Here is a 19,513-nt window from a genome sequence, read left to right as displayed (position 1 = left end):
GGCTCCTCAAGGAGAACGTCCCATGAGCACTGAACCAGCGGAAAAGCGCCGGCTCGACGACGCGCATGCGAATCTCGCAGCCTGGAAGAAGTGGGGGCCGTATCTCAGCGAGCGGCAATGGGGAACGGTTCGCGAGGACTACAGCGACAACGGCGATGCCTGGAACTACTTCACCCACGACCAGGCCCGCTCGCGCGCCTATCGCTGGGGCGAGGACGGCCTGGGAGGCATCAGCGACGACCACCAGATACTGTGCTTTGCCCTGGCGCTGTGGAACGGCCGCGACCCGATCCTGAAGGAGCGCGCCTTCGGACTGGCCAACAGCGAAGGCAATCACGGCGAGGACGTCAAGGAGTACTACTTCTATCTCGACTCGACGCCGACGCACTCGTACATGAAGTACTTGTACAAGTATCCGCAGGGGGCCTATCCGTACAACGACCTCGTCTCCACCAACCGTGGTCGCGGCAAGCAGGACCCGGAATACGAGTTGCTGGACACCGGCGTGTTCGACGACAACCGCTACTTCGACGTCTTCGTCGAATACGCGAAGGCGGCGCCCGACGATGTGCTGGTGCGGATCACCGCCTTCAATCGCGGTCCTGATGCGGCGCCGCTGCATCTGTTGCCGACGCTGTGGTTCCGAAACACGTGGACGCAGCAGGGTGGGGGCTCGAAGCCGGTGCTGGAGCGTGTGGCCTCCACCGGGCCTGCGACCGTCCGCGCCCGTCACACCGATCCGCTGTTCCTGGAATCGCTGGACGAGTACTACCTCCATGGCGAGGGCGACGTGCCGTTGCTCTTCACCGAGAACGAAACCAACAACGCGCGGCTCTTCGGCGGGACCAACGCGTCAGCCTATGTGAAGGATGGCATCCACAACTTCGTCATTCACGGTGACCCGGCTGCAGTCAATCCCGCGGGGCGGGGCACCAAGGTGGCGGCCCACTACCAGCTCAATGTCGGCCCCGGACAGTCGCAGGTCGTCCGCCTGCGGTTGACGACCCAAGGGCCCGATACGTTGCCGAAGCCGTTCGACGACTTCGATGCCATCTTTGCGAATCGATTGAAAGAGGCGGACGACTTCTACGCAGCGATGACGCCGCCCGCCGTGCGGGACGACCCGGATCGCGCGAATATCATGCGCCAGGCGCTGGCCGGCATGCTGTGGACCAAGCAGTACTTCTACTACGACCTCGATCTCTGGCTCGACGAGCACGGCGCGGGCAACCAGCTGCCGCAATCGGAGCGCCGCAAGGTGCGCAATCTCGATTGGGGCCACATGTTCAACGACGACATCATCTCGATGCCGGACAAATGGGAGTACCCGTGGTACGCCGCCTGGGACCTGGCGTTCCACATGATCCCGCTGGGCATGGTCGACCCGGACTTCGCCAAGCAACAGCTCGACCTGATGCTGCGCAACGACTATCTGCATCCGAACGGCCAGCTGCCCGCCTACGAGTGGAACTTCGGCGACGTCAATCCGCCGGTGCATGCATGGGCGACGATGCAGCTTTTCCTGATCGACAAGGAGCGTCGCGGCGACGACGGCGACATCGAGTTCCTCAAGTACGCCTTCTCCAAGCTGCTGGTCAACTTCACCTGGTGGGTCAACCGGAAGGACCGTACCGGCGCCAACGTGTTCGAGGGCGGCTTTCTCGGGCTCGACAACATCGGTGTGTTCGACCGCTCTGCGCCACTGCCCACGGGCGGCTACCTCGACCAGGCCGACGGGACGGCATGGATGGTGTTCTTCAGCCAGCAGATGCTTCGCATCGCGGTCGAACTGGCGCTGAGCGAGCCGTTGTACGAGGAGTTCGTCGAGAAGTTCTTCCAACACACGCTGTTCATTGCAGGCGCGATGGACCGCGTCGGCGAGCGGCAGGACGAGATGTGGGACGAGGAGGATGGCTTCTTCTACGACGTGCTTCGCCTCCCGGACGGTAGCGCCACGCGCCTGAAGGTCCGTTCGATCGTCGGGCTGCTGCCGCTGGCCGGAGTCGCCGTGTTCGAGGAAAACATCATCGAAAAGCTGCCGAGGTTCCGCGAACGTGCGCGCGTGTTCCTGATGCGGCATCCCGAGCTCGCGGCGAACATGCATCTGCCGCAGGAGCCGGGCGTGGCCAATCGTCGAATGCTGGCGATCGTCAACGAACAGAAGCTTCGCCGCATCCTCGCACGCATGCTGGACGAGAACGAATTCTTCAGCCCGCATGGCATTCGCGCGCTGTCGCGCGTCCACCGCGATCACCCCTATGTCTTCGAGCACGGCGGGCAGTCGTATCAGGTGGCCTATGTGCCGGGCGATTCCGACTCGGGAATGTTCGGTGGCAATTCCAACTGGCGCGGCCCGGTATGGATGCCGATCAACTTTCTGCTCTACACATCGCTGGCGCGCCTGTATGCGTACTTCGGCGACGATTTCAAGGTCGAGTGCCCGACCGGATCGGGGCAGATGATGAACCTTCTCGAAGTCGCAAAGGAACTGGGCGAGCGCCTGAGCCGAATCTTCCTGCGCGACGGCGAGGGCCGGCGGCCGGCGCACGGCGCCGCGCACAAGTTCAGCGACGATCCCCATTGGCGCGACCTGGTGCTGTTCTACGAATACTTCCACGGCGACTCGGGTGCGGGCATCGGTGCGAATCACCAGACTGGCTGGACCGGCTGCGTGGCGCGCATCATCCAGACGAACGCGGTGGTGACGAAGGACTTGTTGCTCATGCCGGGCGCCGAGGCGGCGGCGGCGCACGCACTGCGTGTTGCTGCAGCAGCCGAGAATTCCGCACGGTGATTTCGTGGACAAACCTCGCTGCCTCCCCCCTGGGCGGATGATCACCCGGACTATTTCGTCCACGGCAGCGAAGCCGATCTGGCGCGAGCACCACAGAACCATTGCCGCTTGTCAACGAAGAGCGGGTCATCGGTGTTCGCCTACGGGCGTATCAACACGTTGACACGTAGGCCGTCGACGTATAAACTCGTGTCAACATATGAAAGTGTGCGCGCCATGGCCAACTCCTCGCTCCGAGTCGAGCAGACCGTCCAGACCTGGGGCAACGGCCTCGCAGTACGCCTGACGGCGCCGGTGGCGCGTGCGGCGCATCTTGCCCGCGGCGTGCCCATCAGTGTTGAAGTTGTGGAAGGTGGAATCTTTTTGCGCGTCACTGGCAAGCCAACCCTGAGCCTGGCGCAAAAGCTCCAGGCCTTTGATCCGAAGCGCCATGGCGGCGAAATCATGGCGGGCGCACGGGTCGGCGCCGAAGTCTTCTGATGGCGGCGGACAGGCCGCGGTGGGTGCCCGAACGTGGCGACATCATCTGGATCGATTTCAATCCGCAGGCTGGCAGGGAGATGAGGGACATGCATCCGATGCTGGTGCTGTCTCCCAAAGTGTTCAACGACCGTACAAGCTTGGTCGTCGGCTTGCCGATGACCACTGCGGCTTACAACGACACGAATCCCTTTGCAGTTCGTTTCACGGGTGCCAAGGGTGTCGTGAGCTATGTGCTCGCGCATCAACCCAAGTCCTTTGATTGGCGGGCTCGGGGCGGCAAAGCGCATCCTTGGAAGCGGGTGCCGCCGGACGTACTCGAGGAGGCGTGCGGGACCTTGAATCAGATCGTCACGCTGACTGACTGATCAGCGAATGGCGTCCCGAGGTCTGCACAGGATCCACGGCCTGGTTCTGGTGCGAATTTTCCGTTCAGCCGTACGCCGTCGTGACTTGAACTCCAAGCGATGAAGTCAGTCGAACGATGCCGGTTCTCCGAATCGTGACAAAACGCGGCGGCAGTCACCACGACTACGCGGAAAGGAAGACACCATGATCGAAGGCGAGGTAGTGAATGCTGGTGCGTGCGACCCGGATAAGTTGCTCAAGGCGTTGGCGGTCCGCTATGGCTTGATCGGCGCGGAGCAGCAGATGGACGACGCGCTGTGGGCCTTCTCGATGGCCGTCGTATCACTTTGTGCCGAGGTCGCGGATGCCGGCGTTGAAGCGGAGAGAGGCGGCGGTCCCGGCGACCTCATTGGAGGCGAACTTCTTGATTACCGAGTTCGCGAAGCTCGCTACAGCGCTCCGTAGCGCGCGACTGATACCGCCATGCACGCCATCGTGACCATGGCGCGGCTGGCTTCCTCCACGATATCGATGCAGGTCTCTAGATATTCGTTGAGATGCTTGGCAGTCGCAGCGCGGGCCCTGGGCATGCTGATGATCTCCGCTGCGACCAGCGTGGCGGCGACGTTCCTTTCATTCCGACTCCTATCGACTGTCATCGGAGTTGTGGGTCCGCTTTGCCTGATTCTTGCAATCTTGGCGACGGTTGTCGGTCTGGCCGAATTCATGCACCTGACCCAGCAGCCCGATGAGGAGGCGGCAGAGTATGTCAGGCTTCATCCGCTGCGAGACTGAAGTCGAAGGCTTGGCGAAGATCGTTCCTGCGGAACTAAAGTCCGCGGCAGTCAAAGATCCCGGAGAGGGTCTTTTCGAATTGCCTTCCCGCCGCCTCCAGGAGAGATTTGAGACCTTCGCCGCGGCGGATCATGGCTTGGTCGGTGCCGTTGACGCATCCTCGGCGGAGGTCTTCAAGTTCCTTCGCCAGCTTCGCCCGAGTTTCTCTGGTGTGAGTCAGCAGTGTGTGCACTTCAGGGGCTGCCGCCGCGTCAATGGGACGCTGGCTCGACCGGGCCATTAGTTCGTCGATATGCCGGAGACGCGCCTCTGATTCACGGATGTGCTGCTCGACCAGAGCGCTTGTGCTTTGCATGATTGCCTCTACTCATTCTCAACGCGACATTCGTTTGAGTGTCATATGGATTAGAGGCGCGTTGATGTCTTGGGTTCCGAGGTTTCCGTATCGAATGGAGGAACACGTCCTCGACCCGGCGCGCGTCAAGACGCACCGGCATGGGTCTTTGCGCAGAGCGTCCATTCGACCATGATCGTGCTACACGGTGTGATTCACTCCTCGGTTTCGGAGAAGGTCAATGTCGATGCCGGATAGAAGAAGGCAGGTTGCATTCCACACATCAACGTCATGAAGACAAGGGGTGAACTCGCTGACAAAGCCTTGAGATTGAGCCGACGCTCGCGCTCGAGACATTCGAACAGGAACCACGCAACGCGTTCGTACTCCGCGATCTGCGACCGTGCGAGATACGTCAATCGAATGAAGTCTGTTGTCATGCGGATCTCCTCGTCTACTGCTCTATGAAGGCGCATTCCCGCTTCGCCGACGCGAAACCGGTAACTTGAGAATGAGCGGCTTGTTGGAATGATCGGCAGGTGACGTCTGGCTCAACGCACAGAGACGCGCGGCCTACCGCATCAAACAAGAAAGGCAGGAACGCCTTGAATGGGGCACGTAAGAACCATCGAAGTCGCAAGAAGTGATGAGCCGGACGAACACGCCTTCACCCAAGCGGGGGTGCCATGCATCTCGTCAAAGTGGGGCAGGATTCTTGGCATCACGTCCATCGAAGGGGTTGGGAGAAGGGCTTGCAGGCACCATAGCATGAGGAAGTTTGCACTTCAAAGGTGTAGCGTGAGTCGCACCAGAACGTAGGGTCATCGTCATGCAAACTCGCGGCGCAGTGGGTCACTCCGCAGCCGGCGGCTATCTGGCATGAACCATGAGGCCATTGCTTGATTGGGTCGACGGCCACTCGTACACTCGACCGCATGCGTCTTCCGTCTTTCATCAACAGTACCTGCAAAGCTGCAGTGCCCATGCCCTTTTCGGCGGGTGCTGTCCTGCACGCGTGCTGGTTCGCGGTGACTGCTCTGGGAGTTCGTCAGCCGGCCGCACATCCTTAAGCCCGGCGATCCACTTCCTCCCTTTCAGCGCAGACCATCGATCGCCGGGCACAAGCCCCGCGCGGTAGTGACCGCCGCTTTTTGCGGCTCGGTCACATTCGATTGGAGTGCGCCATGCATGCAACGATTCAGGGCGAGCGTACGCTCACCGAGCTTGATTTCGCTCGTCTCACCAAGCTGCTCAACGGTCACATGCCGCCGGAACTCGCGGACCTCCTGGCAGCAACGGAAGTCGTCCCGTCACGCCAGGTCGCGGTCGACATCGTCACGATGTATTCGCAAGTGGAGCTCGTCGACGTCCGTACGCGGCGTCGACAAAAGCTCACCGTCTGCTACCCGGGCCATGCCGAGCCCGCCGCAGGATTCATCTCCGTGCTCTCGCCAGTGGGCATGAGCATGCTCGGCTTGCGGGTTGGCTCTGTCGCCACATGGCAAACGCCGAGTGGAGAAGAAGTTTCAGCCGAAGTGGCAGCCGTTCTTTTTCAGCCCGAAGCCAGCGGCGACTACTCGATCTAGCGGCCCGGCGCGACGCCCCGTCGTTTACTCCTACTGCCTCGTCATCTCATGACGGAGCAGCGGGTTCCCATTTCTGCGACCCAGGAACGACCAATGAACATCAAATCAATCCTCGCCGTCACCGAGCGCCAGGCCGCGGTTCAGCAAGAATACGTCGGTGCCGACCTGGTCGTGGTTGGCAAACGCCGCCGATCGGCGGTCGCCGAGTTCTTCTGTGGAAGCGTGGCGCAACGTCTCTTGTCATGGTCGTCCAGCGATGTGTTGGTCGTGCCCCATGACCATCGTTCGTCAACGCGCGCCGCGGCGAAGCTGAGGCTCGAAGTTGAGCGAGTCGACGGGCGGGGAGCCTTTTTGTCGAACAGAGGGCAGGCACTGTGAACGGCGCACGCTATCTCACCGCGGAAGAATCGATGCTGTTGAGCCGGACTGCGGAACGCTTGCTGCGCTTGGCCGAAGTCGAGCTCAACCTGGGCGAGCACGTCCTCAAGCTGTTGAAGCAAGCGACGCTTCGCCAGATGGACTGCGGACGTGTGGACATCGCCAGCATCAACTCAACCGTTCAGATCCAGATGCTGGGTTGTGGCGATCAGCTCGAGTTCACGCTGGTTTGCCCAAAAGACGCGGATCCTGCTGCGCGCCGCGTGTCGATTCTGACACCGCTTGGGCTGAGCTTCCTGGGTCGCGCTGTCGGTGCGGTTGTACGCGTTCCCTTGGCGAGTGGGCATTCCAGGTTTGCGACGCTTCTCGCGGCATGGAAATGCGCGAAGCTCGCTTTTCATTCGGATTCCGAGGAGGTCCGCGACGTGTGCTGACCGCATGCGCTTCGGGCCCGCGCGCCACGTCAAGTCATCGCTTGCCAGGCGGCCCACGGCATGCGATTGTCTTCCACGGCACGAACGCCGGGCACGTTTTCCGCTGCGACGCGGGCCGCATTTCTCTCGTCTTCGCTTTCGAGCAAGCCGCGGTAGCTCACGATGCCGTCGCGAACATCCACGCCTGACCAATCGGGACGCCACCATCGCTGCTTCTCCAGTTCGGCCAGCAATCGCCGCCTGATGCCCTCGTCTGTCTGCGCGTGGGGCTGCTCAAGGGCCTGCGTCTTCTGGGCGAGTGCTCGGATCAGATCGGCACGGGTCACGATGCCGACCATTTGATTGCCGCGCAGGACAGGGACACGCCTGATGTGACGCGCCTCCAGGATCAACGCAATTTGCCGGAGCGACGTGTCCTCGGTGATCGAAACGACGTGCCGGGTCATGATGTCCTGAGCCCGGCCGGCGTGCGATTTGACGTAGGCGACCGAGTTTCTATCGGGCCTGATCAATCGTGCCCACCAGGAGCGGTCGGGTGCGCCGCCGTCGGTGCCGATCTCGTACCGGTGAAGAAGATCGCCTTCGTTGACTATTCCGACGACGCGTTCGTTCTCTGCGACCAGCACTCCGCTGATGCGCTTCTCGATCAGAAGCGCCACGATCTCACGCACTTGGGTGTCGGGCGCGATGGTGATGACCGGCGTAGTCATGATGTCCTTTGCATTCATCGCCAAGCTCCTTGTGTCATGGACATTTTTGGCTCCTTCACCACGATCATTCTTGGGTGAATGTTCGGTCAACCCGGGCGAGAAGTACAACGACATTTATTGGACTTTCAATGCAATATTGTTCATTTCAAACCCTGTGGACTCTCGTGCATGCGCGTCTCCATTTCGGAACCGAATTGGACAATCGCTCATCCAACGGCGACCTGACAGAGCCGAAAGACCCATGAACAAGCTTCTCGCCGCGCTGGGACAGCGGATTGCCGACTACCTCTGTGCGCCGAAGACGCAAGGCATCATGGTCGCGACGGTCTCGCCGGAACTGCTCGTCGCGACACTGCGGCCCGGTGACGTGCTGCTTGTGGAAGGCAACGCCAGGATCAGCGCGGCGATCAAGTACCTGACCCACTCCAACTGGTCGCACGCGGCGTTGTTCGTCGGCGATGCGATCCCCGGCGCAGCAGGCGATGCCAATCGCTGCACGCTCGTCGAGGCGGACCTGCGCTTCGGCGTGCGTGCCGTCCCGCTCGATGCGTATACCCTGATGCACACCCGCATCTGCCGCCCGGTCGGGCTTTCGCCACCGGACGTGCTGCGGCTGATCGACTATGCAGTCGACCGCATCGGTGAAGGCTACGACTTGAAGAACCTGGTCGATCTGGGGCGCTACTTGCTTCCGATGCCACCCGTGCCGGTACGGTGGCGGCGGCGCCTGATCGCGCTAGGCAGCGGCGATCCGTCGCGCGCCATCTGCTCGACGCTCATCGCGCAGGCCTTCCAGGCATTGCGCTATCCGATCCTGCCGGACATTACTCGCATCGACGCCGACGACCCCGACCGTCGGCACTGCCATCGGGAAGTTCTGCACATCCGGGACCACAGCCTGTACGCGCCGCGGGACTTCGACATCTCGCCCTATTTCGATATCGTGAAACCCGGACTGCAGCATGGCTTCGACTACCACGGGCTGGAGTGGTGCGACCGCGGCTGACGGCTGCGGGGCGCCGTTCATGCCGCCGACTTTTTTCGCACCAAGCGCTTCTTCGGGGTCTCGCGCAGAAGCCTGTTCGTCACGCCGGGCACGATATCGACCGAAGGATTCTTGACCGGCGATCGCCAGGTGATCTCCTGCCACAGGGGAAGGCCTGCGAGCGCCGGACTGGCGTTGGCCAGGTCGGCCAGGCTGTAGCGATCGAGTTCGTCCAGAAATGCCCGGGTCGCGCGGGCCAGCACCGCGGCGAGTTCACATCCACCCGTCAGGACGCATTGGTTGTCAGCGCCGAAGCACTCCACGACGGCAAAGTCGCTTTCCAGTTGACGAATCACCGTCCCGATCTTGATCCTGGACGGATGCACTGCCAGCCTCATGCCTCCGTTGCGGCCTCTGACTGTCTCGACCCAGCCGGACTTGCCGAGGATGTGAGTCACCTTCATGAGGTGTGCCTGCGAGATCCCATATGCGTGGGTCAGGTCGGCAATCGTCATCAGGGATTGGGTGCGGGTGGCAAGCACCAACAGTACGCGAAGCGAGTAGTCGGTGAAGAGGGTCAAGCGCATAACAACGATTTTAGCTATTGCTTTGACACCATCGGGCTGCGCAGGGTGACTGGGCGGGGCGCTCACGATTTCGCCCCAGCGACCCAGGCTTAATGGAGATAGGTGCCGACCCAGTCGGCCGCGACCTTGTGCGTGATGCCGAGCGCATCCAACTCCGAGAGCATCTGCGGCGAATAGATTTCCGCGAAAACATCCGCGGGGACGATCGTCCCACCCTTGCCCGTTGCAGTGGTCGAATGCGGGTACGCACGCACCAGCACCGACTCCGCCCGAGTCCAGAGTACCTGCATGAATGCGAGGGTATCGGGTTGTCCTTGAATGGCCGAGTACGTCAGCGGACTGCTGGATTTGGCTGCCAGCAGGTAGTGTTGCATGAACAGCATGAAATCGACCATGCCACCGATGTTTTCGTCGGACATGACATTCTCTTGAAAGAGATAGGCCATTTCGGGGGCGCCACGCACCGCCGCTTCCAGAGCGGCAGCACCCGCATAGGCATTGAATTCGTCCAGCAGCGAGGAAAAGTCGTTGCGCGAGTTGCCAGCTGTGTCCGTGATATAGGCGTCGAAGCGCGCGGCGCGGGAGACTTTCAACGCCGCCGGATACGTGCTGTCCACGATCACGCGATTTGCGGTGTCGCCCATGCGCGTGCCGGTCAAGTGAACTTGCCCATCGAGAAGGTATCGCGAGTACCCATCTCCGCTGCAAATAGCCGATATGAGGAAATCGATGACGTGATTCGTTTCATGAACGCCGGTTCCGAGCGTGCCAAGCGTCACCGCGCGACCCGAGCTTCGAACCCACCACATCACGTCGGCAGGTGAGCGCTTGAACACGTCGTAGCTGTGCGCGGCATCCTGGCTCAGAAGAACGTCGTTGACTTCCTGCATGTCAGCCCCGGTGATCGCAGGCGAGGGGAGCGGATTGCCGGTGATCCGTGGGCAATCCGTCAGTGTCAGCGTCACGCCGGGACCCGCCGCCTCCGTGGGGACGGGGTTCTTTGCAGGCGCCGGCGTTTCCTGCGCTGGGGCCGATTCGGTCGTGGTCGTCGTCGGGACGGCTGCGACGCCGCCACTGCCCGCGCCACCTCCGCCTCCACCCCCACCTCCGCAGCCGACAAGGGCGAAGGTTGCCAGGATGGCGGCGACGGAGTTTGCGAGTACCAATTTTTTCATGTGCTTTCGGACCAGTTCTCTCATGTTGATGGAAGGGTGCTGCCAAATGGCGACAGGCAAGTTACTTGTAGAACCAGTGGGCCGGCACGGTCACCAGTTCGGGCACCAACACCATCGCGAACATGATGACGAACAGCACCAACATGAACGGCATCACACCGCGGGTGACCGAGTCCATGCTCACCTTGCCGACGCCCGCCACTGTGTTCAGCACCACGCCCACCGGCGGGGTGATCAGGCCGATGGCGTTGTTGATGATGAACAGCACGCCGAAGTAGACCGGATCGATCCCCGCGGCATTGACCAGCGGCATCAGCACCGGGCTCAGGATCAGGATCGTGGGCGTCATGTCCAGTGCCGTGCCGACGATCATCACGATCACCATGACGCAGGCCATCAGCAGGCGCGGGCTGTCGAGCAGCGGGCTCAGCAGCCCCACGACCTGCCCCGGGATGTTGGCGACAGTGATCAGCCAGGCGCTCACGGCTGACGCGGCGATGATGAACATGATCAGCGCGGTCGTGCGCGCGGCCGAGATGAACACCTCGAGCAACTGCGAGAACTTGAACTCGCGATACACGAAGGTCGACACGATCACGGCGTAGACCGCCGCCACGACACCCGCCTCGGTCGGCGTGAACACGCCCATGCGCAGCCCGATGATGATGATGAACGGCATCACCAGCGCCCAGGCCGCATCGCGGATGGCGCGCAGGCGCTCGCCCCAGCTGACCTTGGGCGGCGGCTCGATCTTCTCGTGCCGTGCCAGCCAGCCCCAGGTGATCCACAGCGACCCGGCCAGCATCAGGCCCGGGAAGATCCCGGCGAAGAACAGCTTGGCGATCGAGACGTTGGCGATGACGCCGAAGACCACCAGGCCAATGCTCGGCGGAAACACCGGTGCGATGCTGCCCGCCGCGGCGATCAGGCCGGCCGAGCGCGCCTTGTCGTGGCCGGCGGCCATCATCATGGGCAGCAGCAGGTACGACAGCGCCGCCGCATCGGCGATCGCGGAGCCCGAGAGTGCGGCCAGCAGGCAGGCGGCGACGATCGACACGTAGCCGAGGCCGCCACGCACATGGCCCACCATGACCATGGCCACGTTGACGATGCGCTTGGACAGGCCGCCCACGTTCATCACCTCGCCGGCCAGCAGGAAGAAGGGAACGGCCAGCAGCGGGTAGCTGTTGGCGCCGTTGATCACGTTCTGCGCCAGGATCTGCGGATCCAGCATGTGCAGGTACGCCATCAGCGCGCTTCCGCAGACCAGGAGCGCGAACGAAATCGGGATGCCCACCGCCATGGCGGCGAGCAGGGAGCCGACGAAAACCAGCAGCGTCATTTCAGCCTTCCGATTCCTTGATGATGATCAGGTCGTCATCGCTGATGCGACCCGTGAGCAGTTTGAAGAGGTCGGCCGCGAGGACGAGCGCGGCGGACACGCTGAAGACCAGGCCCACGCCATAGACCCAGGCCATGGACCATCCGGTGGAGGGCGCGGAGACGTCCCAGTTGATGACCGTCTGCGTCCAGGAGCCGCTGAACAACTGCCAGCAGACCATGAACATCAGCGCATAGCCGATCACCAGGCAGACCTTGCGGCCGGCGGGCCCGAGCCGCCCGACCAGCACCTCGGTGCCGAGGTGGGCGTGACGGTGCATGCCGACCACGGCACCGAGGAAAGTGAGCCACACGAACAGCCAGCGCGACATTTCCTCCGCGATGTCGAGGCCCGAATTGAACACGTAGCGAAGGATCACGTTGGTGAAGACCAGCACCACCATGCCCGCCAAGCAGCCGGCGATCGCGAATTCGAGGAAGCGGCAGTAGCGGCGCAGGACGCGGTCGAACCAGAGTTCGTCGCCGCCGCCCTCTTCGGGTGAATGCGGCGCGAGAGTGGATGTCATGGGAGGAAGTACCTTGGGAATAAGAAGGGGTGGGACAGGATGCCCACCCCAAGTCGTTCAGTGAACGGGGAACACCCCGCTCCCGTTCGGCCGAACCTGATCGTTGCCTGTGCGGCGCTTCGACAGGCTCGGCGTGAACGTTCGGAGGCGTTACTTGGCGCTGGCGCGGATGCGGGCCAGCTCGTCGTTGTAGAGCTTCACGATGGCGGGGTCGTAGCTGGCCGCGAACTTGTCGGTCACGGGCTTGACGAGCGCGCGCATGCGGTCCGTCTCGGCCGGCGCGACCTCGTTGTAGACCATGCCCTTGGCCTTCAGGCTCGCCAGCGACTTCTGCGCCGCTTCGCGGCTGACGGCGCGCTGGTAGGCACGGGTCTCGTCGGCGGCTTCCTTCATGAAGCGCTGCTCGGTGGGCGAGAGGCTGTCCCAGAACTTCTTGCTCACCAGCAGGATGTTGGCGGCGTAGACGTGGTTGGTCCCGCTCAGGTACTTCTGCACTTCGTAGAACTTGTTCGACTCGATGACCGAGAACGGGTTCTCCTGCCCGTCGACTGCCTTTGACTCCAGCGCGTTGTAGAGCTCGCCGAACGGCAGCGGCACCGGGTTGGCCTTGAAGGCCTTGAAGGTTTCGAGGAACACCGGGTTGGGGATCACGCGCAGCTTGAGGCCTTCGAAGTCTTCGACCTTGGCGATGGGGTGCTTGCTGTTGGTCGCGTTGCGGAAGCCCAGGTCCCAGTAGCCCAGCGCCACCAGGCCCTTCTCTGGCAGCTTGGCGATCAGCGCCTGGCCGAGCGGGCCGTCGAGCAGGGCGTCGGCCTGCTCGAAGGTGGACACCGCGAACGGGAAGTCGATCAGGCCGAACTCCTTGACGATGCCCACGAGGGATGTGGTCGCCGGAGTGCTGATCTCCTGCACGCCGCCCTGCAGGGCCGACTGCTGCTGGAACTCGGAGCCCAGTTGCGAGGCTGGGTACTCCTGCACCTTGAGCTTGCCGCCGCTCTTGGCGGCCAGCAGTTCGGCGAACTTGTGTTCACCCAGGCTCACGGGGTGGTCGGTGTTGTTGATGTGGCCGAACTTGATCGTGCGTTCCTTGACGTCCTGCGCGTTGGCCGCCGCGGCGCCGAAGGCGAGCAGGGCGGCGCACACGGTGGTGCGGAAGAACAGGTTTTTCATGAAAGCTCCTCGAAAGGCGATGGATCGCCGGGTGGATGAGTGGATGTCTTGCTCCGAACGGGGCGACGGGACTTTAGGTGCGCCGCTCCGCTTCGTTCCGCGCAGCATAACTGTGTTCTGAATTTGAGCGTACAAGGGAAAACCCCTTTTTGTGCTCTTTGTGAGCTCCGGATTCGTCCCCGTTGACGTATGCGGGGGAGTCCCGTAACTTCGCGGGTTCCTTTTTTTGAAACTGTGTTCTCTCTGAGAGAACGTCTGTAGAACGCTTGCGAGATCGACATGACTCTTTTCAATTTGCGTAAATCCCTCTTGCTCCTGGCCTTGTGCCTGCCCCTCGCCGTCTTCGGCCAGCATGGTCACGACGAGGAAGACATCAACGGCGACGGGGGCGACAGGGAAGCTCCCTCCCAGGGCAGCGACAGAAAGGACGACGCGCCCGTGTTCGCCGGCGTGTGGAACGTCCGCTTCGACCGAGGCGGCAGCGCCGTGCTGGACCTGCATGACTGGGACGGCTTCTGGACCGAGAAGGGCCGTTCCATCATGCCCGCCGTCTGCCAAGGCAAGAAGCTGCCGCTGACGGTGCAACTCACCCACCCGGACCTTGGCCTTTCGTTCACCGTCTTCGCCTCGACGGTGGATCCCAAGTGCCCCAACATCAGCTACCGGTTCAATCCGGTCGATGCCGCCGCCAAAACGATGAAGGCCACGGCCAGGGGCAACGGCCCGGCGACGATGAAGCTGGTGCACAGGCAGAAGAAGTCGTAGCCGCTGGCCGTTCCCATAGCGCTTCATTCATGAAAAACAATGTCTTCTCAGGCGCCTGCCTGCTGGCTATCACTTCATTCGCGGTCCATGCTCAGACCGCCGCGCCGACCCTGGGCGAGGTCACCGTCTCCACACCTCGTGGAGCGGAGCCGGTGTTCGATGTCGCCGGCTCCGTTGACAGAGTCGAAGGCGCGGACATGCGCGACAGCCGCCTCGGCGTGAACCTGTCCGAAAGCATGAACTCGGTGCCGGGCCTGCAGATCCAGAACCGCCAGAACTACGCGCAAGACCTGCAGATATCCATTCGCGGCTTCGGCGCGCGCTCCACCTTCGGCGTGCGCGGCGTGCGCATGTACGTCGACGGCATTCCCGCGACGCTGCCCGACGGGCAGGGCCAGACCTCCAACATCGACATCGGCTCGATCGACCACGTCGAAGTCTTGCGCGGTCCCTTCTCCTCGCTCTACGGCAACTCCTCGGGTGGCGTGATCCAGACCTTCACGGAGACCGGCGAAGGCCCGCCCAAGCTGGGCTTCTCGATCGCAGGCGGCAGCTTCGGCACATCGCGCATCGGTTCCATCGTGAGTGGCTCCACGGGTGCAGTGGACTACCTGCTGAGCGGCACCCACTTCGAGACCGACGGCTACCGCGATCACAGCGCAGCGACGCGCGACATCGTCAACGGCAAGCTGGGTGTCACCTTCGACGACGGCAGTCGCCTCAGCCTGGTGGCCAACAGCGTGCACCTGGATGCGCAGGACCCATTGGGGCTCACTGCCGACCAGTACGCGCTGAACCCGCGCAGCGCGACGGTGGCCACGCAGTTCAACACCCGCAAGTCCGTCGACCAGACGCAGGCCGGCCTCACCTACGACCGCCGTATCAATGCCGACAACTCGCTGCAACTCATGGTCTACGGCGGCGAGCGCAAGACCAGCCAGTTCCAGGCCATTCCACCTTCGGCGCAGGTCAATCCGTTGAGTGCCGGCGGCGTCATCGGCCTGTCGCGCGACTACGGCGGTGTCGACCTGCGCTGGACATCCAGGATGCAGCTGGCGGATCGCCCGTTCGAGCTTGTCGCGGGGCTGGACTACGACGACCTGCGCGAGCACCGCACCGGCTACGAGAACTACATCGGCTCCGTGGCCAATCCGATCCTCGGCGTGCAGGGCCGCCTGCGGCGCAACGAGATCAACACGGTCAACAACCTCGACCCCTATGTGCAGGGCACCTGGCATTTCGCCGATCGCTGGACGCTCGAAGCCGGTGTGCGCCGCAGCAGTGTCGACTTCGACTCGCAGGACCACTACATCGTGGGGGCCAACGTCAACGACAGCGGCAGCGTGCGCTATGAGCAGACGCTGCCCGTGGCTTCGTTGCGCTACGAGGCGACGCGCGACCTGGCGTTCTACACCTCGGTGGGCCGGGGCTTCGAGACGCCGACGCTGAACGAGCTGTCCTACCGTCCGGACGGCCTGGGTGGGCTCAACTTCGCGCTGCAGCCGGCGACCAACGACAGCGTCGAGGTGGGCGCCAAGGCGCGGATCGTGGGTGGCCTGCTGACGGCGGCGGTGTTCCAGACGCGGACGGATGACGAGATCGTGACCGCCACGAATGTCGGCGGCCGCGCCACCTACCAAAACGCCGGCCGCACGAAGCGCGACGGCTTCGAACTGGCCTGGCAGCACGAGACGGAGAACCACTGGCGCACCCAGTTGGCCTACACCTGGCTCGACGCGCGCTACAGCGATCCGTTCTGCTCGACGGTCCCATGCACCGCGAACAGCTTCGTGCCCGCGGGGAACAAGATTCCGGGGATTGCGCCGCAGATGTTCTTTGCCTCGTTCGGCTGGGTACCGCCTGACGGTTGGCGCGCCGGCACCGAGCTGCGCGCGCTGGCGAGCGTCGAGGCGAACGATCGCAACACTGTCAGCGCGCCGGGCTACGGCCTGGTGGCCCTGTTCGCGGGCTATGTGAAGCACTGGCAGCGCTGGGAATTCAACGCCTTCGCGCGCATCGACAACCTTCTGGACAAGCGCTACATCGGCTCGGTCATCGTCAACGAGGGCAACTTCCGCTACTTCGAGCCGGCCCCCGGGCGCAACTGGACGTTGGGCATGAGTGCGGCGTATCGGTTCTGAAGGCAGCTGGGCCGCGACGGCCTGAACAGCGGGCGTTGTCCGATGGCCAACAAAGCGAGCGAAACGCCCCGCGATCCCGAGCGCGGGTCTTCGGTCGACTGCCTCATCTTGCGTTCCTTCACAAAAACGTCGGCGCTGGTGACAACCCTAGTTGATGCCCGATCGTCCACGTCTAGAATTCTGTAATGGAATGGCGTTCTGTAAGACAGAACTACCAAAAACCCACCAACCGCCCCGTTGTTTCTAACAAGGAGACACCCGAAGCCACAGGCCAGGCTTCTATCCGGTTCGTCGCCGGCGTCTTTGCCGGTGTTTGGGTCCGTGGCGACAAGGGACTGAAATCTCCCCAGCGCTCGCACCCGCATAACTCTTTTCCTACCGAGGGATCCAACATGAAGAAACTGTCCCCCATCACGCTCGCGATCGCTGCAGCGGTCATGGGCTTTACCGGCTCGGCTCTGGCTGCCAATGCCGCGGCTCAGGCCGCTGCTCAGGCGATCAAGGCCGAGGCCAAGGCCGACGGCCAGGCACTCGTCGATGCGGCCAAGGCCGATGGCGATGCACTGGTTGACGCCGCCAAGGCGCAGGGCGATGCGCTGATCGCAGCCGCCAAGGCCGCGACCTATCCCAATTCCGCGGCCAAGGCCGCCGCCGTGGCTGACGCTCAACTGCAGAAAGCGGACCTCATCGCCGCGGCCCAGGCGAAGAAGGATGCGCTACTCCTCGACGCCAAGGGCGACAAGGCCGAACTGAAGGCTCAGGCCACCATCGACGCCGCCGCGGCCAAGCAATCGGTCAAGGACTCGCTCAAGGACCATCCCAAGGTCGGCGGCAACCTGGGCAACCAGAACTACAGCGTTCTGGACCAGATCAACAAGGACAACATCAGCCAACTCGGCGCGGCCTGGCAGGTCAACCTCGAAGGCGGCGCCACGACCGGCGACAACCAAAGCTCGCCCGTGGTCTCCAAGGGCGTGATCTTCATGGAAACCGCGCAGGGCCACCTCCAAGCCATCGATGGCAAGACCGGCGCCATCAAGTGGACCTACAACCTGGGCGGCACCGGCGTGCGCCGCGGTCCGGCTGTCGGCGACGGCAAGGTGTTCACCATTGCCAGCGGCTACCTGGCCGCGGTCGATGAGCAAACCGGCGCGGAAATCTGGAAGGTCAAGGCCAACGCCAACTACGGCACGGTTCAGAAGGCTGCGGTGGTGTATGCCAACGGTCTGGTCTATGCCGGCTCGAACGACGGCAACGTCGGCACCGCCTTGGCGTTTGATGCCAAGACCGGCGCGGAGAAGTGGCACTTCTACAGCACGCCTCGCAATGGCGACGACCCGACGGGCGTCATTCCCACCTGGGGCAGCGACCCCGTGGCCGCCGAGGCGTGTGCCCGCGTGGGCGGCGGCGCGCCGTGGATGCACCCGGCGGTCGATCTCGAACTGGGCATGGTGTACTACACCTTCGGCAATGCGCGCAGCTGCGGCTCTTCGCAAAACGGCGCGACCCGTCCGGGAACGAACCTGTACACCAGCTCGATCGTCGCGCTGGACGCCAAGACGGGCGAATACAAATGGCACTTCCAGTCCGTCCACCACGGCATCTGGGACATGGACAACGTGATGGCTCCGGTGTTTGCCGACGTCAAGATCTATGGCGCGGACCGCAAGGTGCTGGCCTACGGCAGCAAGTCGGGCATGTACTTCATCCTCGATCGCAAGACCGGCGAAGCGCCCCTGGGCATCACCGAGCGGTCCGTACCGCAGGAAGAGCGCCAGTTGACCTCGGCCACCCAGCCGTACCCGAACCAGGGCGGCTATCTGGAGGACTGCGTGGCGCCGTCCGACCTCGGCGGTCCGATCCCCGGCAATCCGAACCGCGCGGTTCCGAACTATGCACAGGGTTGCATGTACGACGCCTTCTGGATGCAGAACCTCGGCGAGAAGAAGCCGATTCTGACGGCGCCGAGCCACAACGGCGGCGCCAACTGGAACGCCCAGTCCTTCAGCCCGAAGACGGGGCTCTTCTACACCGGCTATGCCGTCTCGGCGGCCGCTCACTACACGGAAGCAGGCTCCAACGGTCAGCGCGCCATCGGTGAATACCAGTCCGGCGGCATCGTGGCGGTGAATGCCAGCACCAACGAAGTCGAGTGGCGCGTTCCGGAACCCTATGACCTGGCGCATGGCAACGGTTTCCTGAGCACCGCCGGCAACGTCGGCTTCATCGGCATGCCCGACGGCAACCTGATCGCGCTCAACGCGAAGAACGGCAAGGAACTGTGGCGCTTCCAGACTGGCGCGGGCATCAGCGCCAGCCCGGTCTCCTACGAGATCGACGGCGAGCAGTACGTCGCCATCTATGCCGGCGGCACGGGCATTCCTTACGGCAACGCGGTGACGCGCGGCGACAAGCTGTGGGCCTTCAAGCTCGGCGGCACGCATACGCAGGCTGCCGCTCCGGCGCCGATCGACACGCGCCGTGCGGTGGGCGGAACGGCTACCGAAGGTTCGACCGTCAACAACACCGTGCTGCTGGGCCGCACCACGGCGACGAGCGCCGAAGCCGGGCTGACGCAGACGGCGGGTAACTACCCGAACAACCTGCGCGTGCCGCTGGGCACCACGGTGACGTTCACCAACCCCGAGAGCAACAGCCGCGAGTACTGCGCCACGCAGTTCTTCGAAGGTCTGTTCGATCCGCATCTGCGACCGGGCGAGTCGTACTCGTACACCTTCAGCAAGAAGGGCGACTACTTCTACAACGATTGCACGAACCCGCTGTCCACGGGCAAGGTGACGGTGTATTGATTGGTTGAATGGCCCCGCGCTTCGCGCGCGGGGCCATTTGCCTTTCCTCTTTCCTATTCGCAGTCGGTCAGGTTCGTCCTCTCCGCTGCGACGATCACGGGAGAACCGGCGACG

General features: G+C 63.1%; 20 protein-coding genes. 12 read left to right on the top strand and 8 right to left on the bottom strand.

The window, feature by feature from the left end:
* Positions 1-22: 22 nt before the first annotated feature.
* From AC1DHL_RS24280 to AC1DHL_RS24260, 5 genes are all read left to right on the top strand, one after another.
* Positions 23-2,794 carry an MGH1-like glycoside hydrolase domain-containing protein gene (locus AC1DHL_RS24280; protein ID WP_478096691.1) on the top strand — a complete coding sequence of 924 codons (2,772 nt, stop codon included), beginning with the start codon at positions 23-25 and terminating at the stop codon, positions 2,792-2,794.
* Positions 2,795-3,010: 216 nt separating this feature from the next.
* Positions 3,011-3,274 (top strand): AbrB/MazE/SpoVT family DNA-binding domain-containing protein, encoded by a 264-nt coding sequence (locus AC1DHL_RS24275; RefSeq protein WP_478096693.1) that lies wholly within the window; start codon positions 3,011-3,013, stop codon positions 3,272-3,274.
* Complete coding sequence (locus AC1DHL_RS24270; RefSeq protein WP_478163637.1) at positions 3,274-3,642, top strand: type II toxin-antitoxin system PemK/MazF family toxin; 369 nt, start codon at positions 3,274-3,276, stop codon at positions 3,640-3,642. The genes AC1DHL_RS24275 and AC1DHL_RS24270 overlap by 1 nt, the downstream gene beginning before the upstream one ends.
* Positions 3,643-3,826: 184 nt before the next feature.
* The gene (locus AC1DHL_RS24265) at positions 3,827-4,087 is read left to right on the top strand and encodes a hypothetical protein (protein WP_478163636.1); all 261 of its coding nucleotides are present in this window, start codon (positions 3,827-3,829) and stop codon (positions 4,085-4,087) included.
* An 18-nt stretch (positions 4,088-4,105) separates the two neighbouring features.
* The gene (locus AC1DHL_RS24260) at positions 4,106-4,417 is read left to right on the top strand and encodes a hypothetical protein (RefSeq protein ID WP_478096699.1); all 312 of its coding nucleotides are present in this window, start codon (positions 4,106-4,108) and stop codon (positions 4,415-4,417) included.
* Positions 4,418-4,451: 34 nt separating this feature from the next.
* Here the strand turns inward: AC1DHL_RS24260 and AC1DHL_RS24255 are convergent, their stop codons facing one another.
* A complete protein-coding gene (locus AC1DHL_RS24255; protein ID WP_478096701.1) occupies positions 4,452-4,772 on the bottom strand; it encodes a hypothetical protein in 321 nt (106 codons plus the stop codon).
* A gap of 194 nt (positions 4,773-4,966) precedes the next feature.
* A complete protein-coding gene (locus AC1DHL_RS24250) occupies positions 4,967-5,191 on the bottom strand; it encodes a hypothetical protein (RefSeq protein WP_478096705.1) in 225 nt (74 codons plus the stop codon).
* Between the two features lie 744 nt (positions 5,192-5,935).
* Between AC1DHL_RS24250 and AC1DHL_RS24245 the strand changes: the two genes are divergently transcribed.
* From AC1DHL_RS24245 to AC1DHL_RS24235, 3 genes are all read left to right on the top strand, one after another.
* Positions 5,936-6,337, top strand: a complete 402-nt coding sequence (locus AC1DHL_RS24245) for a GreA/GreB family elongation factor (RefSeq protein ID WP_478096706.1) — start codon at positions 5,936-5,938, stop codon at positions 6,335-6,337.
* Positions 6,338-6,430: 93 nt separating this feature from the next.
* Positions 6,431-6,715 (top strand): universal stress protein, encoded by a 285-nt coding sequence (locus AC1DHL_RS24240; protein ID WP_478096708.1) that lies wholly within the window; start codon positions 6,431-6,433, stop codon positions 6,713-6,715.
* Between the two features lie 68 nt (positions 6,716-6,783).
* Entirely contained in the window at positions 6,784-7,149 is a 366-nt protein-coding gene (locus tag AC1DHL_RS24235; RefSeq protein WP_478163635.1) for a GreA/GreB family elongation factor, read from the top strand.
* A gap of 29 nt (positions 7,150-7,178) precedes the next feature.
* Here the strand turns inward: AC1DHL_RS24235 and AC1DHL_RS24230 are convergent, their stop codons facing one another.
* Positions 7,179-7,973, bottom strand: a complete 795-nt coding sequence (locus tag AC1DHL_RS24230; RefSeq protein ID WP_478163634.1) for a CBS domain-containing protein — start codon at positions 7,971-7,973, stop codon at positions 7,179-7,181.
* A gap of 127 nt (positions 7,974-8,100) precedes the next feature.
* Between AC1DHL_RS24230 and AC1DHL_RS24225 the strand changes: the two genes are divergently transcribed.
* Complete coding sequence (locus AC1DHL_RS24225; RefSeq protein ID WP_478096712.1) at positions 8,101-8,865, top strand: YiiX/YebB-like N1pC/P60 family cysteine hydrolase; 765 nt, start codon at positions 8,101-8,103, stop codon at positions 8,863-8,865.
* A 17-nt stretch (positions 8,866-8,882) separates the two neighbouring features.
* On the opposite strand, the gene AC1DHL_RS24220 is transcribed toward AC1DHL_RS24225, so the two are convergent.
* The 5 genes from AC1DHL_RS24220 to AC1DHL_RS24200 all read right to left on the bottom strand — a co-directional run bounded on the left by AC1DHL_RS24220 (position 8,883) and on the right by AC1DHL_RS24200 (position 13,683).
* Positions 8,883-9,497, bottom strand: a complete 615-nt coding sequence (locus tag AC1DHL_RS24220; protein WP_478163633.1) for an RrF2 family transcriptional regulator — start codon at positions 9,495-9,497, stop codon at positions 8,883-8,885.
* Between the two features lie 23 nt (positions 9,498-9,520).
* Positions 9,521-10,630: a hypothetical protein gene (locus AC1DHL_RS24215; RefSeq protein ID WP_478163632.1), complete on the bottom strand. Its 1,110-nt coding sequence runs from the start codon at positions 10,628-10,630 to the stop codon at positions 9,521-9,523.
* A 37-nt stretch (positions 10,631-10,667) separates the two neighbouring features.
* A complete protein-coding gene (locus AC1DHL_RS24210) occupies positions 10,668-11,948 on the bottom strand; it encodes a TRAP transporter large permease (protein WP_478096718.1) in 1,281 nt (426 codons plus the stop codon).
* 1 nt (position 11,949) lies between these two features.
* Positions 11,950-12,513, bottom strand: a complete 564-nt coding sequence (locus tag AC1DHL_RS24205) for a TRAP transporter small permease (protein WP_478163631.1) — start codon at positions 12,511-12,513, stop codon at positions 11,950-11,952.
* A gap of 150 nt (positions 12,514-12,663) precedes the next feature.
* Positions 12,664-13,683 carry a TRAP transporter substrate-binding protein gene (locus AC1DHL_RS24200; protein WP_478096722.1) on the bottom strand — a complete coding sequence of 340 codons (1,020 nt, stop codon included), beginning with the start codon at positions 13,681-13,683 and terminating at the stop codon, positions 12,664-12,666.
* 279 nt (positions 13,684-13,962) lie between these two features.
* Between AC1DHL_RS24200 and AC1DHL_RS24195 the strand changes: the two genes are divergently transcribed.
* The 3 genes from AC1DHL_RS24195 (at position 13,963) to AC1DHL_RS24185 (ending at position 19,399) form a co-directional block, all read left to right on the top strand.
* Positions 13,963-14,448 (top strand): hypothetical protein, encoded by a 486-nt coding sequence (locus AC1DHL_RS24195; RefSeq protein ID WP_478163630.1) that lies wholly within the window; start codon positions 13,963-13,965, stop codon positions 14,446-14,448.
* A 29-nt stretch (positions 14,449-14,477) separates the two neighbouring features.
* Entirely contained in the window at positions 14,478-16,589 is a 2,112-nt protein-coding gene (locus tag AC1DHL_RS24190; RefSeq protein ID WP_478163629.1) for a TonB-dependent receptor domain-containing protein, read from the top strand.
* A 392-nt stretch (positions 16,590-16,981) separates the two neighbouring features.
* Entirely contained in the window at positions 16,982-19,399 is a 2,418-nt protein-coding gene (locus tag AC1DHL_RS24185) for an outer membrane protein assembly factor BamB family protein (protein ID WP_478096728.1), read from the top strand.
* Positions 19,400-19,513: the final 114 nt, after the last annotated feature.

The sequence above is a fragment of the Variovorax sp. 10L426 genome (genome assembly GCF_056395305.1).
This window is presented reverse-complemented; position numbering and strand designations above follow the sequence as displayed.

What these genes read in the sequence shown, in the direction of transcription:
- AC1DHL_RS24280 (WP_478096691.1), top strand. Translation starts at nt 23, where the DNA reads ATGAGCACTGAACCAGCGGAAAAGCGCCGGCTCGACGACGCGCATGCG.
- AC1DHL_RS24275 (WP_478096693.1), top strand. Translation starts at nt 3,011, where the DNA reads ATGGCCAACTCCTCGCTCCGAGTCGAGCAGACCGTCCAGACCTGGGGC.
- AC1DHL_RS24270 (WP_478163637.1), top strand. Translation starts at nt 3,274, where the DNA reads ATGGCGGCGGACAGGCCGCGGTGGGTGCCCGAACGTGGCGACATCATC.
- AC1DHL_RS24265 (WP_478163636.1), top strand. Translation starts at nt 3,827, where the DNA reads ATGATCGAAGGCGAGGTAGTGAATGCTGGTGCGTGCGACCCGGATAAG.
- AC1DHL_RS24260 (WP_478096699.1), top strand. Translation starts at nt 4,106, where the DNA reads ATGCACGCCATCGTGACCATGGCGCGGCTGGCTTCCTCCACGATATCG.
- AC1DHL_RS24255 (WP_478096701.1), bottom strand. Translation starts at nt 4,772, where the DNA reads ATGCAAAGCACAAGCGCTCTGGTCGAGCAGCACATCCGTGAATCAGAG.
- AC1DHL_RS24250 (WP_478096705.1), bottom strand. Translation starts at nt 5,191, where the DNA reads ATGACAACAGACTTCATTCGATTGACGTATCTCGCACGGTCGCAGATC.
- AC1DHL_RS24245 (WP_478096706.1), top strand. Translation starts at nt 5,936, where the DNA reads ATGCATGCAACGATTCAGGGCGAGCGTACGCTCACCGAGCTTGATTTC.
- AC1DHL_RS24240 (WP_478096708.1), top strand. Translation starts at nt 6,431, where the DNA reads ATGAACATCAAATCAATCCTCGCCGTCACCGAGCGCCAGGCCGCGGTT.
- AC1DHL_RS24230 (WP_478163634.1), bottom strand. Translation starts at nt 7,973, where the DNA reads ATGTCGTTGTACTTCTCGCCCGGGTTGACCGAACATTCACCCAAGAAT.
- AC1DHL_RS24225 (WP_478096712.1), top strand. Translation starts at nt 8,101, where the DNA reads ATGAACAAGCTTCTCGCCGCGCTGGGACAGCGGATTGCCGACTACCTC.
- AC1DHL_RS24215 (WP_478163632.1), bottom strand. Translation starts at nt 10,630, where the DNA reads ATGAGAGAACTGGTCCGAAAGCACATGAAAAAATTGGTACTCGCAAAC.
- AC1DHL_RS24210 (WP_478096718.1), bottom strand. Translation starts at nt 11,948, where the DNA reads ATGACGCTGCTGGTTTTCGTCGGCTCCCTGCTCGCCGCCATGGCGGTG.
- AC1DHL_RS24205 (WP_478163631.1), bottom strand. Translation starts at nt 12,513, where the DNA reads ATGACATCCACTCTCGCGCCGCATTCACCCGAAGAGGGCGGCGGCGAC.
- AC1DHL_RS24200 (WP_478096722.1), bottom strand. Translation starts at nt 13,683, where the DNA reads ATGAAAAACCTGTTCTTCCGCACCACCGTGTGCGCCGCCCTGCTCGCC.
- AC1DHL_RS24195 (WP_478163630.1), top strand. Translation starts at nt 13,963, where the DNA reads ATGACTCTTTTCAATTTGCGTAAATCCCTCTTGCTCCTGGCCTTGTGC.
- AC1DHL_RS24190 (WP_478163629.1), top strand. Translation starts at nt 14,478, where the DNA reads ATGAAAAACAATGTCTTCTCAGGCGCCTGCCTGCTGGCTATCACTTCA.
- AC1DHL_RS24185 (WP_478096728.1), top strand. Translation starts at nt 16,982, where the DNA reads ATGAAGAAACTGTCCCCCATCACGCTCGCGATCGCTGCAGCGGTCATG.